The organism is Kangiella aquimarina DSM 16071 (assembly GCF_000374105.1).
GTDB lineage: Bacteria > Pseudomonadota > Gammaproteobacteria > Enterobacterales > Kangiellaceae > Kangiella > Kangiella aquimarina.
The window spans coordinates 383,680-397,256 of record NZ_KB893651.1; the positions used below are offsets into that span (position 1 = coordinate 383,680).

Genomic DNA, 13,577 nt, shown 5'->3' on the forward strand with positions numbered 1-13,577 from the left:
AAAAAACCCAGCCTAAGCTGGGTTTTTTATTAATAAGTCCTAAGACTTACTTTTTCTTCTTAGCTACGCGCTTTTTAGCAGGAGCCTTTTTCTTGGCTGGTGCTTTTTTCTTAGCGGGAGCTTTCTTTTTAGCAGGAGCCTTTTTCTTGGCTGGTGCTTTTTTCTTTGCAGGAGCTTTTTTCTTGGCTGGTTTCTTTTTAGCTTTAGCTTTTGCTTTAGCAGCAGCGGCTCTAGCTTTAGCAGCAGCTTTCTTCTTATCAGCAGCAGCTTTCTTTCTCGCTTTAGCAGCAGCGGCTTTGGCTTTAGCAGCAGCTTTCTTCTTGTCAGCAGCAGCTTTCTTTTTAGCTTTAGCAGCAGCTTTCTTATCTGCAGCAGCTTTTTTCTTTGCTTCTTTAGCAGCCCAGTCTTTCTCAAACTTGGCAATTGCTTTTTCTAAAGCAGCTTGTTTAGTTGCAGCGGCTTTTGCATCAGCTAATGCAGACTTAGTAGTGTCGTGAGCTTTAACGGCCTGGTTAACGGCAGTCTTAGCCTTACGAACAGCTTCTTTGGCTTTCTTGGCAGCGGCTTTCGCAGCTTTGGTAGACTTACCCTTAGCTTTGTCAGCAGCAGCTTTCGCTTTGTCACCTGCTTTCTTGGCAGCGTCACGAGCTTTCTTTACTGCGGCTGCAGCTTTCTTTTCTGCCGCTTCAAGTTGCTTCATAGTTGTACCTTTAGAAGCAGATTTTTTTACTGGTTTTTTAGCCATGGTCATTTCCCCTGTGTTGCGAGATGTTTTGATTAAAATTCAATCAAATTATACGGAAAGAATTTTAGAAAGTTAATAATTAATTATGCTAAAGTTGCAAATAACGAATCTTTTTTAATGTTTTTTAACAAAAATGAATGATAAAACGCAAAAAATATTTTTTTATACAACTTTTGGTTGTCATTTGTGTGAAAAAGTTGAAGCAATGCTGACTGAAATATCACATCAATATAAGGATCAATTTCACTATCAAATTATTCCTTTCGACATTATCGATGATGATAAAATTTTCGAACAATATCGTTATTCAATTCCAGTTTTAAAAAAAGAGAAAGAAGGTGATGAATTAAACTGGCCATTCGATTACGAACAACTTCGTCTTTGGCTGAATTTAAAATAGTGTCCGATGTAAATCTTACTTTCCATTAACCATTTCGTTTCTCTTGAGTAGACCTCTTAATTCTTATTAGAAGAAAAGCTAGTTGCACTGTTCATACCCTAGGGAATTTTCATTCTTACTGTGACTACTTTTTACTTCTAGGTTATTACTAGCCAGCTCCAATCCTGACTAATCCTAATTCCCCCTCCTTGACTCAGATGCTTGACAAAGGTTGGGTTTGAACGTATGTTTCAAACAGTTGTTTGGAATTGATTGAGCAGGATAGTTTAAGCATGACTAAAACTGAGTCGACCAAGAGTCGAATACTGGATGCTGCGGAGCAACTCTTTGCAGAGCGGGGCTTTGCGGAGACCAGCCTTAGAACGATTACCACGCGGGCGAGAGTGAATCTGGCTAGCGTGAATTATCATTTCGGCTCAAAGAAGTCCCTCATTCAGGCTGTGTTTGACCGTTTTTTGCAGGATTTCACTAAAGAGCTGAGCCTTGAGTTGATGACTTTGGAGCAACTTGAGCCAGTTCAACTTGAAGCAGAAAAGCTGCTAAATGCTCTGATTAAGCCTTTGCTGAGTCTGAATTCACGTCGCGATAATGCAATTTCTATCTTTATGCGTCTATTGGGTCGAGCTTATGCAGAAACACAAGGCCACCTTCGTCGTTATGTAACCGACAAATATGGTCATGTACTGGTTCGCTTTACTCATCTTTTCCAAAAAGGCTATCCCAGTCTGACAATCGATCAGATTTTCTGGCGATTGCACTACATGCTGGGCAGTATGATTTTTACATTAGGTGGCAGTGAAGCATTACGTCAGATTTCACAAGCTGACTTTAATCGAGATTTGGGTGTTGAGGATGTGATCAAAGAAATGGTGCCATTCCTTGCAGCCGGTATGAAAGCGTAACATTGAATAATTTTTGAGGTAATTTGAAATGATGGGTTTATTACAGATTGTTGTGATGTTGCTGGTGGTGGGCTTTTGTGCCTATCAGCGTATGGCAATGAAAAAAGCAATGATCATTAATGCAGTAGCTTTAGTTGTTTTATGGATTCATGGTGGGTTTACCTGGGGATTATTCATTTCACTACTAATCTTTGCAGTAGTTGCAACTTTCTATTTACTGCCAGACTTACGAATTGACTGGATTTCTAGAAAGGCTTACTTGTTCATGCAAAAAGTATTACCGCCAATGAACGAGACAGAAAAAACCGCATTAGAAGCTGGTGATGTCTGGTGGGAAGGCGATTTGTTCCGCGGTAATCCTGACTGGAACAAAATGCTGACTATCGCGAAACCTGCTTTAACTGAAGAAGAGCAGTCGTTTGTTGATAATGAAACTGAAGAGCTATGTTCTATGCTTGATGATTGGGACATTGTTCATAAGCGTAAGGATTTACCAGCAGAAGTATGGCAGTTCATTAAAGATAAAGGCTTCCTGGGAATGATTATTCCTAAAGAGTACGGTGGTAAAGGTTTCTCAGCACTGGCGCACTCAACGGTTGTCACCAAGATTGCCACACGTAGCGGTAGCGCTGCGGTAACTGTGATGGTACCTAACTCGTTAGGGCCTGGTGAGCTGTTATTGCATTACGGCACGCAGGAACAAAAAGATCATTACCTTCCTCGTCTTGCTAAAGGCGAAGAGATTCCATGTTTTGCTTTGACCTCTCCGGTAGCTGGCTCTGATGCGGGTGCGATTCCGGATAAAGGTATTGTCTGTAAAGGCGAATATCAGGGTAAAGAAGTTCTTGGTATCAAGCTGACCTGGAACAAGCGTTATATCACTCTGGCTCCTGTAGCTACTATTGTCGGTCTGGCATTCAAGCTTTATGACCCTGACAATCTAATCGGTGATAAAGAAGACTATGGTATTACCTGTGCTTTAATTCCTGCAGATCACCCTGGAGTTGAAATTGGTCAGCGCCACTTGCCAATGAATCAGGCGTTCATGAACGGAACGACTACTGGTAAAGACGTTTTCATTCCGATGGACATGTTGATTGGTGGTCAAGAGTTCGCCGGTCAAGGCTGGAGAATGTTGATGGAAAGCTTGGCAGCAGGGCGTTCGATTTCATTGCCAGCGATGGGTACTGCGGTAGCAAAATTGTCTTATCGCATGACAGGTGCCTATTCATTAGTTCGTGAACAGTTCAAAACACCGATTGGTCGTTTTGAAGGTGTTGAAGAAGCCATGGCTCGTATTGCTGGTCTGGCTTATCGAACCGAAGCGAGTCGCGTGATGACTGCTGGCGCGGTTGACCTAGGCATAAAACCATCAGTAGTGTCAGCGATAGCGAAATATCACATGACAGAAATGGGTCGTGAAATCATGAATCATTCAATGGATATTCATGGTGGCCGCGCCATTATCATGGGTGAGCGTAATTATCTTGCCAATGGCTATATGAGTCAGCCAATTGGTATTACGGTTGAGGGTGCCAATATCCTGACCCGTAACCTGATGATCTTCGGTCAGGGAGCTATCCGTTGCCATCCTTATGTTTTCCGCGAAATGTTGGCAGCACAGATGGAAGATACGGAAGAAGGTGTTAAGCGTTTTGATAGTCTGCTGTTCCGTCATATCGGTTATGGTGTCAGTAACTTCGCACGTACTTTTGCCTTGGGCTTAAGTGCTTCAAAATTTGCCAAAAAGCCTGTTGGCGGACAAACCGGTAAATATTACCAGCACCTGACTCGTATGAGTTCTGCACTAGCGTTAACCTCTGACATTGCCATGGGTATTCTGGGCGGTGACTTAAAACGTAAAGAACGTTTGTCAGCCCGTTTGGCAGATGTGTTGAGTCATCTATATATGTGTTCTGCAGTATTAAAATACTATCAGGATAATGACCGTCCTTTAGCTGACCTGCCTTATGTGAAGTGGAATATGGAGTACGGTCTGCATAAGATCCAGGAAGCTTTCTATGATTTCTACGAAAACTTCCCGATTAAGGCGGTAGGTAAAGTCTTACGTTTCATCGCGTTCCCATACGGTAAAAGCTATTCCTACCCATCCGATAGGCTGGAGCAGGAAATTGTTAAGCCGATGATGCAAAACTGTGAAATCCGTGACCGTATTACTGAATATGCTTATGTGGGTAAAACTGCTGATGATGTTACGGGCCGAGTTGAGCTAGCGTTCTTGAAAGTGTTGGCAGCAGATGAAGTGCGTCGCAAGTTACGCAAAGCCATGAAGGCTGGTGAGCTGGACAAGCATGCTACCAATATGGAGCGTATTGAACAGGCTATCGAAAAAGGTATTATCAATGCAGAAGAGCAGCAAATTCTGGTTGATGCCGAAGAAGCTCGTATGGATGTGATTCAGGTGGATGACTATTCGCATGAAGAAATCTCAGGCGTAGTGGAAGATAAGCCGAAGAAGAAAAAGAGTAAATCCAGCTAATTGCTGGTTTTACCTAAAGAAGCAGGGCTTTGTCCCTGCTTTTTTTATGCTTGATGATTATCAAGAATCTATTAACAAATAGAGAAAATGTTGGTCTAACCTGTCATCAAACCTTATCTTAGGTCCTGAATATTTGGTATCCTTAAGGGATGAATGAAGTTGGCCCGCCAGCCTGTGATGCTGATTTAGGCCTTATTGGAGTAGATATTATATGAGTCAAAAAGATAAATTAGTGATTTTCGATACCACCTTGCGCGATGGCGAGCAAAGCCCGGGCGCGTCTATGGATAAAGAAGAAAAACTGGAAATCGCTAAACAATTGGAGTTAATGAAGGTTGACGTGATTGAAGCCGGTTTTGCCATTGCCAGCCCAGGTGATTTTGAAGCGGTCAAATTGGTGGCGGATAACATTAAAGATAGCACCATTTGTTCGCTATCTCGCGCAATGGAGAAAGACATTCAGGCTGCCGGTGATGCGCTTAAAGGTGCTAATTCTGGCCGTATTCATACCTTCATTGCAACTTCGCCATTACATATGAAATATAAACTGCAAATGGAGCCTGAGCAGGTTATCGAACATGCGGTGAAGTCAGTTAAATTTGCACGCAGTCTTTGTGAAGACGTTGAGTTTTCTTGTGAGGATGCCGGTCGCTCTGAGTTAGATTTCATGTGCAAAATCATCGAGCAGGTGATTGATGCAGGTGCTCGTACCATTAATATCCCTGATACTGTCGGCTATAACCTGCCAGATCAGTATGCAAATACCATTGAGCAATTGATTCAGCGTATTCCTAATTCAGACAAAGCGATTTTCTCAGTTCACTGTCATAACGATTTAGGTCTTGCAGTTGCAAACTCTTTGGCGGCAGTGCAAAAAGGTGCTCGCCAGGTGGAATGTACTATCAACGGTTTGGGTGAGCGTGCTGGTAATGCTTCTTTGGAGGAAGTGGTTATGGCTATAAAAACTCGCCCTGATTATTTTGATGTGGAAGTGGATATTGATACTCGCCATATTGTTCCTACTTCGCAACTTGTCTCTAAGATCACTGGCTTTGCCGTACAGCCTAATAAAGCGATTGTTGGCGATAATGCTTTCGCTCATGAGTCTGGTATCCACCAGGATGGCGTATTAAAGCATCGTGAGACCTACGAAATTATGCGCGCAGAGGATGTGGGTTGGGCCAATAATCGTATGGTTCTTGGTAAGCACTCTGGACGTAATGCGTTTAAGAGCCACTTGGCACAGTTAGGTGTGCAGTTCGATAACAATGACGACTTGCATGATGCTTTCGTGGCTTTCAAAAAGCTTGCTGATCAGAAGCACGACATTTTGGATGAAGATTTGCTAACTCTAGTAAAGCGCTAAGCTCGGTATTAATTTGTAATGACCGTCTGGAATCGTTCATATCTTGAAGCTATTGGCTTGCCTGTCTGGGTTTCCAGACAGGCAGCTGTTGCAGAGGCTGACTCATCAGTTAACGAGAGTCATGCCGACTCAAAAAGTGCAACTCAGTCGGAAGCTAAGTCTGATACAGGCATTGGTTTTGTGACAATTTCGGGTAACTCTCAGTCCAAAACCTGCGTACTTGTCACAGCCGAGCAGGATTTAAACCTAATAGAGAAAAATTTCAAGGTGCTGGAGCAGGTCTGGCTACAGTGGCAGGGCACAGAACTACCATTGAGTTTAGTGCAATTGGTAGAACAGCGTGATGCGGAGGCTGATTTTAAACCAGTTCAGAGTCTTAAAAATAAGCGCCTATTGCTTTCTACAGACCAACCAGCCGAATTAGCCAACCTCACTACTGAACATGTTCCAAGCCTTAACTGGCAATCAGCCGGTGATAAGAAAGGCTGGTGGCAATTGTTACAGAGTCTTGTCTAGTCGATTTGTTATTTAAACCCTCCACCCAATCAATCTATCATACCGGCCAACAAATAGATGTTTTATCCTGATAATGACTATCATGTGCGCCCGCTGACTGGTGCTGATTTAGAGCAGGTTTGCGCCATTGAAAACAGAGCCTACAAACTACCTTGGTCGGATAAGATTCACGCACAGTGTATAGAGTCGGGCTATCCCAGTCTGGTTCTAGAGCAAGGCGGGGCGATTATTGGGTATGCCATATTTAACTATCTGTATGATGAGTGCCACCTCATGAATATTGTGACTGACCCTGGCTTTCAAGGCCTGGGAGTGGCAAGCCTGTTAATTTCAGCCATGTATGAGAGAGCAAAGGAGTCAGGGATGGTGAAAGTCATTCTAGAAGTGCGTGCTTCCAATCAGATCGCGATAGACTTTTATCATAAACAGGAATTCGTAGAGATTGGTTTACGTAAAGATTATTACAAGACAGCTGATGGTAGAGAGGATGCACTGGTGATGGAGCGAGTGCTATAGGATATTAATTTATCTTTGTGGTTTTCGAGTTACTGGCTAATAGAAAAGCTTCGAATTGCTCTGTAACTAAGGGCCTGCTGTACCAGTAGCCTTGAATTTCTTCACAACCTTTCAACTTTAAGAATTCTATCTGCTCCTGAGTTTCTACACCTTCCGCAATAGTTGTTTTGTGTAGACTATGAGCCATTTGAATAATTGCTGTAACAATTGCCTGGTCATCTATATCAGTCACAATATCTTTGATGAAAGATTGATCTATTTTTAGTTTATGTACAGCAAAGCGTTTCAGATAACTCATGGATGAGTAACCCGTTCCGAAGTCATCGATTGAAACTTTGAAACCTTGTTGGCTCAGTGCATCAATGGTTTTACCAGCCACTTCGGGATCTTTTAAGGCTACCGCTTCAGTTAATTCGATCTCAATATTGTCTGGTGAAACGCCTGCTTCCTCGACAATCTTGGAAATACGTTCTACCAGATTTTGTTGATGGAACTGCAAAGCAGAAATATTGATTGCAACGATAATTTCTGGAAGGTCTTTGCTTAGCCATTGTTTCTGCTGTCTGGCTACTTGCTGCAATACCCACTCGCCAATTTTTACGATTAAACCATTTTGCTCTGCAAGTGGAATAAATTCTGCTGGAGAGATGGCTCCCCATTCTGGATGATCCCAGCGTAGCAGGGCTTCTGCGCCGACTATAGTGTTATCAGTCAGGTTGAGTTGTGGTTGATAGACCAAGTGAAATTGATCATTAATAAGAGCATCTTTCAGGGCCGCTGATAATTGTAATGACCGAAGTGAATGTTCCTGCATTTCCTGAGCAAAGAACCTGAAGGAATTTCGACCATCCTGCTTTGCCCGGTACATTGCCGCTTCTGCTCTCATCATCAACTTAGCTGAGCTGTTGCCATCATTTGGTGATAATGCGAGTCCGATTGAGGTGCTGACGGAGAGTGCGTGTGAACTGAATTTAATTTTACGCTGAATATTTTCAAGAAGCTTTTTAGCGATAATAGCAGCTGAATGTTCGTTAGTTGCCGGAAGAACTGCAGCAAATGTATCTCCGGCAATTCTAGATATAATTGATTGTTTACCAAGCTCAAAGCGCAATCGGTTAGCAATTTCTATTAAAATCAAATCACCAACCTGATGGCCAAGAGAGTCGTTAATGGTTTTAAAGTTATCCAGATCAAGCCATATCACCGTCATAGCCTGCTTCTGTTTGAAGCTATCGTCTAGCAGTTGTTGTAGACGCTCTTCGAGCATTTCTCGTTTTAATAAACCTGTTAGCTGGTCGTAATTTGATAGCTGATGTATTTTTTCTTCAGCAATTTTCTTGAGGGTTATATCTTCCTTGTGAGCAACATAATTAATGATTTTACCTTGTTCATTACGCACAGGGTAAATCATGGCAAATTCTGTGTACTGAGAACCATCCTGACGTTGACTGATAAGTTCTCCACGCCATGCTTCTCCTCTTGCCAGTTGTCGCCAGATAGCTTTAAAGGTTTTGTCAGGGTCGTTCTCGGCACTGAAGTCTATGGGACTTTTTCCAATTGCATCTTGCTCACTGAACCCCGTCGTTTCCGTAAAGGCTCGATTGACATATTGAATTTTTCCATCTGTGTCAGTAATGAGAACTGGGTAAGGATTTTGATCGATTCCAGTGGACAGGCGTCGTATGGTTGTATCCTGCCAACGTTGTTTTATCAGGTTCCAGATGGTATTCGCTAAGATTTGTAGTGTTTCAACATCCTGATGATTATAGTCACTTTCTTTATTACCAACCCCAACCATCATTGTTACTTTGTTATTTTCTATCACTGGTAGGCTAATAAATCGTTTTAAATAAGCATGCCCTTCGGGTAAATCTTTTTTAGCGCTGCTATCCTGATAATCATTAATGACCACTGGACGTTTCGTGCGTATTGCATCTGCCCATACCCCTGCCTGATCAATTGGATAGTGACTTTCAAAATTTGCTGTGCAGTGGTGAGTCAAAGTATTGGTCGACCAAGTAACTATCTTGATTATTTTTTGGGTCTCATCAATAAAGTGAATAAATGCGATGGAACTATCGGTAAGATTTTCTGCTGTATCTACGCTATGTTGCATAAAGTGTTTTTCACCCCCCACATGGAGGTGATTTTGAAGCTCGAGAAGATGTTTATTAAGCTTTGCTTCATGAGCTATTTGCTGCTCGAATTCAATCGTACTACTAATATCACGAGAAAGTATTAAAAATGTTGGGTGTTTACTCGCTTGAGATACTTTTCGAGCAATTGACAATTCAAAAGTATGCTCACCACTTTGGGTATTTAATTTAATTCTTGCTCCCCTCGATATACCGATTTTGTCTGCAACTTCCATAGCTTCAAAGCAAGTCCTGGCCGCTTCTTTACTCATCACCTGTTTGATGTTTTTACCCACCAGGTTTTCAGGTTTATCGATGAGGAGTTTAGGGTCGCTGGAGTGAATCTCCACATGATTTCCTTTGGAATCAACTTCTACCAAAATGTCGGGTAGTGTATCAATGGTAGCAGTGAGTTTAGCCTGAAGTTGGAGCATGTTGAGGAAAGGACTTTGAACTGTTTCCACAAATAAAGCCCTATATAGAAAGCTAAAAGCAATAACTTTATAGACGTGTCCAATCAGGTTGTACATATCCGATACGTTAGCATACATAGTGAAAAAGAATTCACTCATGGCCATAGTTACTGCGGCAGCCACCAGCCAATTCACGCCAAACTCTCTTACATGGCTTAGCTGTGTAATGAGCAAAAAGCCGGAAAGCAAGTAAATGCCAATCAGTACATATTCCGCAATCACCTTAAAACTAGTTAGCCCTTCTCCCTGGTTAAAGGTGGCCGGCACTGACTGGGGGAAATAGAGAAACCAAATATGAAATAGTGCAACTATAACCAGCGCCAGTGACAGCCAGAAGTAGCGTGAAATTTTAGTCAGTTTTTGTTCGACTCTGTAGTTGATGCAGGCCACAAATAGTAATGTCATAGCCATCATAAATCTGGCAGCCAACCAGAAGTTGATAGCTTTTTCGGGACCGCTTGGTGTTATAAAGGAGGGCATGCCCTGATAAGAAATTGTGTGGGTAATATCTAAAAGGAGAACTGAAAGCGCTCCTGTGCCCAATATTATAACCTTGGAGCTGGGTTGAAATTTTTGGGTAACCCAGGCAATTCCGAACACCATGCAGGCAACTGCTATTGCGATTATTTCGAGAGTGGTGTGGAGTGGCAGGTATGAGGCAAGGCCTCTACTTAGCTCTGGTTCGGGTAAAACCAGAACAATGCCCATTGAGATGACTAATGTAATAACCCAGGCTGACACGGAACGGTCAGAGCTTTGAAGACTTCTGAGCTTTGTTAGCATACTTATCGGGTCATCCCCCCTGGGCAAAGTAGAAGCGGAATCTAGTTATGCTTAAATAGGCCTCTACGCTACATCGTTTATAGCAGTTTATTAGGAAATGCTCAACTAATGTTGAATTTGATACAGTGTAGGTAATCACCCTAAGCGTTCTCAGGACTTAATAAATATAAATCTCTTGCAGGTGATAAACTTGACACAGACTCCTAAATAACTAGCCTAGTGGCAACTACTCGGTACTTTTAAAACCAAATTATGCAGCAAAAGATTACAGAATGGCTTCAAAATCACGGCGTTGAGTTTTCGGATATGACAGCGCTTGCTTCAGTATTGGGTCTTATTGTCCTGATATCTGTCGTGGTGCACTTGATTCTCCACCGTGTGGTGTTGCGTTTTGTGGAGAATCGGGCTCGCCAATCGAAGAAGCTTTGGAAGCGCTCCCTATTCGAAAATAAACTGTTTAACCGGTTCGCTCTGATGATTCAGGGTATCATTATCTATATTCAGGCGGGGCTCTGGTTAATGCCAGAATCTATTGTCTTGAACTGGATTCAGACCATTACCCTATTGTGGATCCAGCTCTTTGCTTTGCTAACCATCTTCTCGTTTTTAGATGCGCTTTATTTAATGGGGCAAAAGAAAACTGAAGCCAAGGCATTACCGCTTAAAGGCATATTCCAGAGCATTAAAATTTTGGCGGTGTTGGTAGTAGCTATTTTGGCTATTTCAATTTTAGCCGGAAAATCTCCAATACTGATTCTGAGTGGCTTAGGGGCCATGACTGCAGTAGTCATGTTAGTGTTCAAGGATCCTATTCTTGGTCTGGTTGCGGGCATTCAGTTATCTGCCAATGATATGCTGGAAGTTGGTGACTGGCTGGAAATGCCGCAATATGGTGCAGATGGTGATGTGATTGAAATTGGCCTGACAACGGTCAAAGTTCAGAATTGGGACAAGACCATAACCACCATTCCAACTTATGCCTTAATTTCAAACTCATTCAAGAACTGGCGCGGAATGATGGAGTCGGGTGGTCGACGGATCAAGCGTTCTGTTTTGATTGATTCCAGTACTGTTGAGTTCTTAACTGATGAGGCCATTGAGAAATTAAGTAAGTCAAAGTTACTAGCTCCTTATCTTCAGCAGAAACTGGATGAAGTCAAAAAGTATAATGAAGAGAATGGCCTTGATATGTCCTTGAGAATTAATGGTCGTCGCTTGACCAATTTAGGGACTTTCAGAGCCTATTTATTGAATTACTTAAAAAATCACCCACAGATCCACCAAGAATTGACCTTAATGGTTCGACAGATGGAAGCTGCTGCTAGTGGTATTCCATTAGAAATTTATGCTTTTACCAAAACGACTGATTGGGCTAAATATGAGGGAATTCAGTCAGATATATTTGATCATATTTTTGCTGTACTGCCCGAGTTTGGCTTAAGAGTGCATCAGTCGCCGACAGGATATGATGTCAGGTCGCTGGCCTTTGGACGAGAGGAGGGCGCATATAGTCAACCTGCAATCAGAGCCGAAGCTGAGCAAAATAAATCCTGCTAATTGCCCTACAGCCTATGACAATGGGCGGCAAACGCTTATAATTGCCGCCTTATTGCTTCCGCCCATGTTTTACGTAAGAGAGTCGCATGTCGAAAACTGATTCAAAGCTAGTGTCTCAAATTGAGAATCGCCGTACCTTTGCCATTATTTCACACCCGGATGCCGGTAAAACTACCATTACCGAAAAGGTTCTGTTGTTCGGCAACCAGATCCAGGAAGCGGGGGTGGTTAAAGGGCGTGGCGGTAAGCATGCAACGTCGGACTGGATGGAGCTGGAAAAACAGCGTGGTATCTCAGTGACTACTTCGGTGATGCAGTTTCCTTACGGTGGCCGCACGGTCAACCTGTTGGATACTCCCGGACACGAAGACTTCTCAGAAGATACCTATCGAACTCTAACTGCGGTTGATTCCGCTTTGATGGTCATTGATGCGGCTAAAGGTGTGGAAGCCAGAACCATTAAGTTGATGGAAGTCTGCCGTTTACGTGACACTCCTATCATCACCTTTATGAACAAGATGGACCGCGATATTCGCGATCCAATCGAGTTGCTGGATGAAGTTGAAGATGTCCTGAAAATTAACTGTTCGCCAGTAACTTGGCCTATCGGCATGGGTAAGCAGTTCAAAGGCGTTTACCATATCCTTGAAGATAAAACATATCTCTATCAATCCGGACAGGGCCATAAGATTCAAGAAGTGCGCATCATTGAGGGGTTAGATAACCCGGAACTTGATGAAGCGGTTGGCTATCTTGCTAACGATTTACGTGAAGAGCTGGAGCTGGTGCAGGGTGCCAGTCACGAATTTGATTTGCAGGAGTTCCTGGAAGGTAAGCTGACTCCGGTCTTTTTCGGTACGGCACTTGGTAACTTTGGTGTTAACCACATGTTGGATGGTCTGGTTAAGTGGGCACCATCGCCATTGGCCCGTGAAGCCGATGAGCGTATGGTTGAAGCGACTGAACCAACCTTTTCTGCATTTGTCTTCAAGATTCAGGCTAACATGGACCCGCAGCATCGTGACCGTATTGCTTTCGCCAGAATCTGTAGCGGTAAGTACACCAAAGGCATGAAAATGCGTCATGTGCGATTAAACCGTGATATGACGATCAGTAATGCGTTGACCTTCCTGGCGGGTGATCGAGAGCATCTCGAAGAAGCCTATGCTGGTGATATCATCGGTTTGCATAATCATGGCACCATTCAGATTGGTGATACCTTTACCGAAGGCGAGGTTATCAAGTTTAAGGGCATTCCAAACTTCGCTCCTGAATTGTTCCGTCGAGTTCGTCTACGCGACCCTTTGAAGAATAAAGCGCTTATTAAAGGCTTGGTTCAACTATCCGAGGAAGGTGCAACTCAGGTGTTCCGCCCACAAACCTCCAATGACTTGGTATTGGGTGCAGTAGGGGTGCTGCAGTTTGATGTGGTTGCGCATCGACTCAAAAACGAATATAAAGTGGAATGTATCTATGAGCAGGTAAATGTCTCAACGGCACGCTGGGTAGAGTGTGACGATGAGAAGAAGTTTGAAGAGTTCAAACGTAAGAATGCCGATAACCTGGCTCTGGACGGAGGGGACAACTGGACTTATCTAGCACCTACTATGGTTAATTTGAATTTAGCCATTGAGCGCTGGCCAGATGTTCGATTCTTTGAAACGCGCGAGCACTAGGCTGGTCG

Annotated in this window: 9 protein-coding genes and 1 pseudogene; 8 read left to right on the forward strand and 2 right to left on the reverse strand. The window is 43.1% G+C overall.

Annotation, left to right across the window (positions count from 1 at the left end; all coding sequences use genetic code 11):
* Window positions 1-46 precede the first annotated feature (46 nt).
* Window positions 47-745, reverse strand: a complete 699-nt coding sequence (locus B158_RS0111170; RefSeq protein ID WP_018625464.1) for a hypothetical protein — start codon at window positions 743-745, stop codon at window positions 47-49.
* Window positions 746-878: 133 nt separating this feature from the next.
* Between B158_RS0111170 and B158_RS0111175 the strand changes: the two genes are divergently transcribed.
* From B158_RS0111175 to rimI, 6 genes and pseudogenes are all read left to right on the forward strand, one after another.
* Window positions 879-1,145 (forward strand): glutaredoxin family protein, encoded by a 267-nt coding sequence (locus B158_RS0111175; protein ID WP_018625465.1) that lies wholly within the window; start codon window positions 879-881, stop codon window positions 1,143-1,145.
* A 272-nt stretch (window positions 1,146-1,417) separates the two neighbouring features.
* Window positions 1,418-2,047 (forward strand): TetR/AcrR family transcriptional regulator, encoded by a 630-nt coding sequence (locus B158_RS0111180; protein ID WP_018625466.1) that lies wholly within the window; start codon window positions 1,418-1,420, stop codon window positions 2,045-2,047.
* Window positions 2,048-2,078: 31 nt separating this feature from the next.
* Window positions 2,079-4,547, forward strand: coding sequence for an acyl-CoA dehydrogenase (locus B158_RS0111185; protein ID WP_407635768.1), 2,469 nt, complete (start codon window positions 2,079-2,081; stop codon window positions 4,545-4,547).
* A 211-nt stretch (window positions 4,548-4,758) separates the two neighbouring features.
* Window positions 4,759-5,904: pseudogene (locus B158_RS13105) on the forward strand (2-isopropylmalate synthase); the annotation flags it as partial.
* Between the two features lie 27 nt (window positions 5,905-5,931).
* Window positions 5,932-6,429 carry a hypothetical protein gene (locus tag B158_RS0111195; RefSeq protein WP_018625470.1) on the forward strand — a complete coding sequence of 166 codons (498 nt, stop codon included), beginning with the start codon at window positions 5,932-5,934 and terminating at the stop codon, window positions 6,427-6,429.
* Between the two features lie 57 nt (window positions 6,430-6,486).
* Window positions 6,487-6,945: a ribosomal protein S18-alanine N-acetyltransferase gene (gene rimI / locus B158_RS0111200; RefSeq protein WP_018625471.1), complete on the forward strand. Its 459-nt coding sequence runs from the start codon at window positions 6,487-6,489 to the stop codon at window positions 6,943-6,945.
* Window positions 6,946-6,949: 4 nt separating this feature from the next.
* On the opposite strand, the gene B158_RS0111205 is transcribed toward rimI, so the two are convergent.
* A complete protein-coding gene (locus B158_RS0111205) occupies window positions 6,950-10,336 on the reverse strand; it encodes an EAL domain-containing protein (protein ID WP_018625472.1) in 3,387 nt (1,128 codons plus the stop codon).
* 252 nt (window positions 10,337-10,588) lie between these two features.
* Between B158_RS0111205 and B158_RS0111210 the strand changes: the two genes are divergently transcribed.
* Both B158_RS0111210 and prfC read left to right on the forward strand, forming a co-directional pair.
* The gene (locus B158_RS0111210) at window positions 10,589-11,893 is read left to right on the forward strand and encodes a mechanosensitive ion channel family protein (RefSeq protein WP_018625473.1); all 1,305 of its coding nucleotides are present in this window, start codon (window positions 10,589-10,591) and stop codon (window positions 11,891-11,893) included.
* A gap of 86 nt (window positions 11,894-11,979) precedes the next feature.
* The gene (gene prfC, locus B158_RS0111215) at window positions 11,980-13,569 is read left to right on the forward strand and encodes a peptide chain release factor 3 (protein WP_018625474.1); all 1,590 of its coding nucleotides are present in this window, start codon (window positions 11,980-11,982) and stop codon (window positions 13,567-13,569) included.
* Window positions 13,570-13,577: the final 8 nt, after the last annotated feature.

Excerpts from the sequence above, each read along its gene's own strand:
- B158_RS0111185 (WP_407635768.1), top strand. The coding sequence starts at position 2,079 with ATGGGTTTATTACAGATTGTTGTGATGTTGCTGGTGGTGGGCTTTTGT.
- B158_RS0111195 (WP_018625470.1), top strand. The coding sequence starts at position 5,932 with ATGACCGTCTGGAATCGTTCATATCTTGAAGCTATTGGCTTGCCTGTC.
- B158_RS0111210 (WP_018625473.1), top strand. The coding sequence starts at position 10,589 with ATGCAGCAAAAGATTACAGAATGGCTTCAAAATCACGGCGTTGAGTTT.
- prfC (WP_018625474.1), top strand. The coding sequence starts at position 11,980 with ATGTCGAAAACTGATTCAAAGCTAGTGTCTCAAATTGAGAATCGCCGT.
- B158_RS0111170 (WP_018625464.1), bottom strand. The coding sequence starts at position 745 with ATGGCTAAAAAACCAGTAAAAAAATCTGCTTCTAAAGGTACAACTATG.
- B158_RS0111175 (WP_018625465.1), top strand. The coding sequence starts at position 879 with ATGAATGATAAAACGCAAAAAATATTTTTTTATACAACTTTTGGTTGT.
- B158_RS0111180 (WP_018625466.1), top strand. The coding sequence starts at position 1,418 with ATGACTAAAACTGAGTCGACCAAGAGTCGAATACTGGATGCTGCGGAG.
- rimI (WP_018625471.1), top strand. The coding sequence starts at position 6,487 with ATGTTTTATCCTGATAATGACTATCATGTGCGCCCGCTGACTGGTGCT.
- B158_RS0111205 (WP_018625472.1), bottom strand. The coding sequence starts at position 10,336 with ATGCTAACAAAGCTCAGAAGTCTTCAAAGCTCTGACCGTTCCGTGTCA.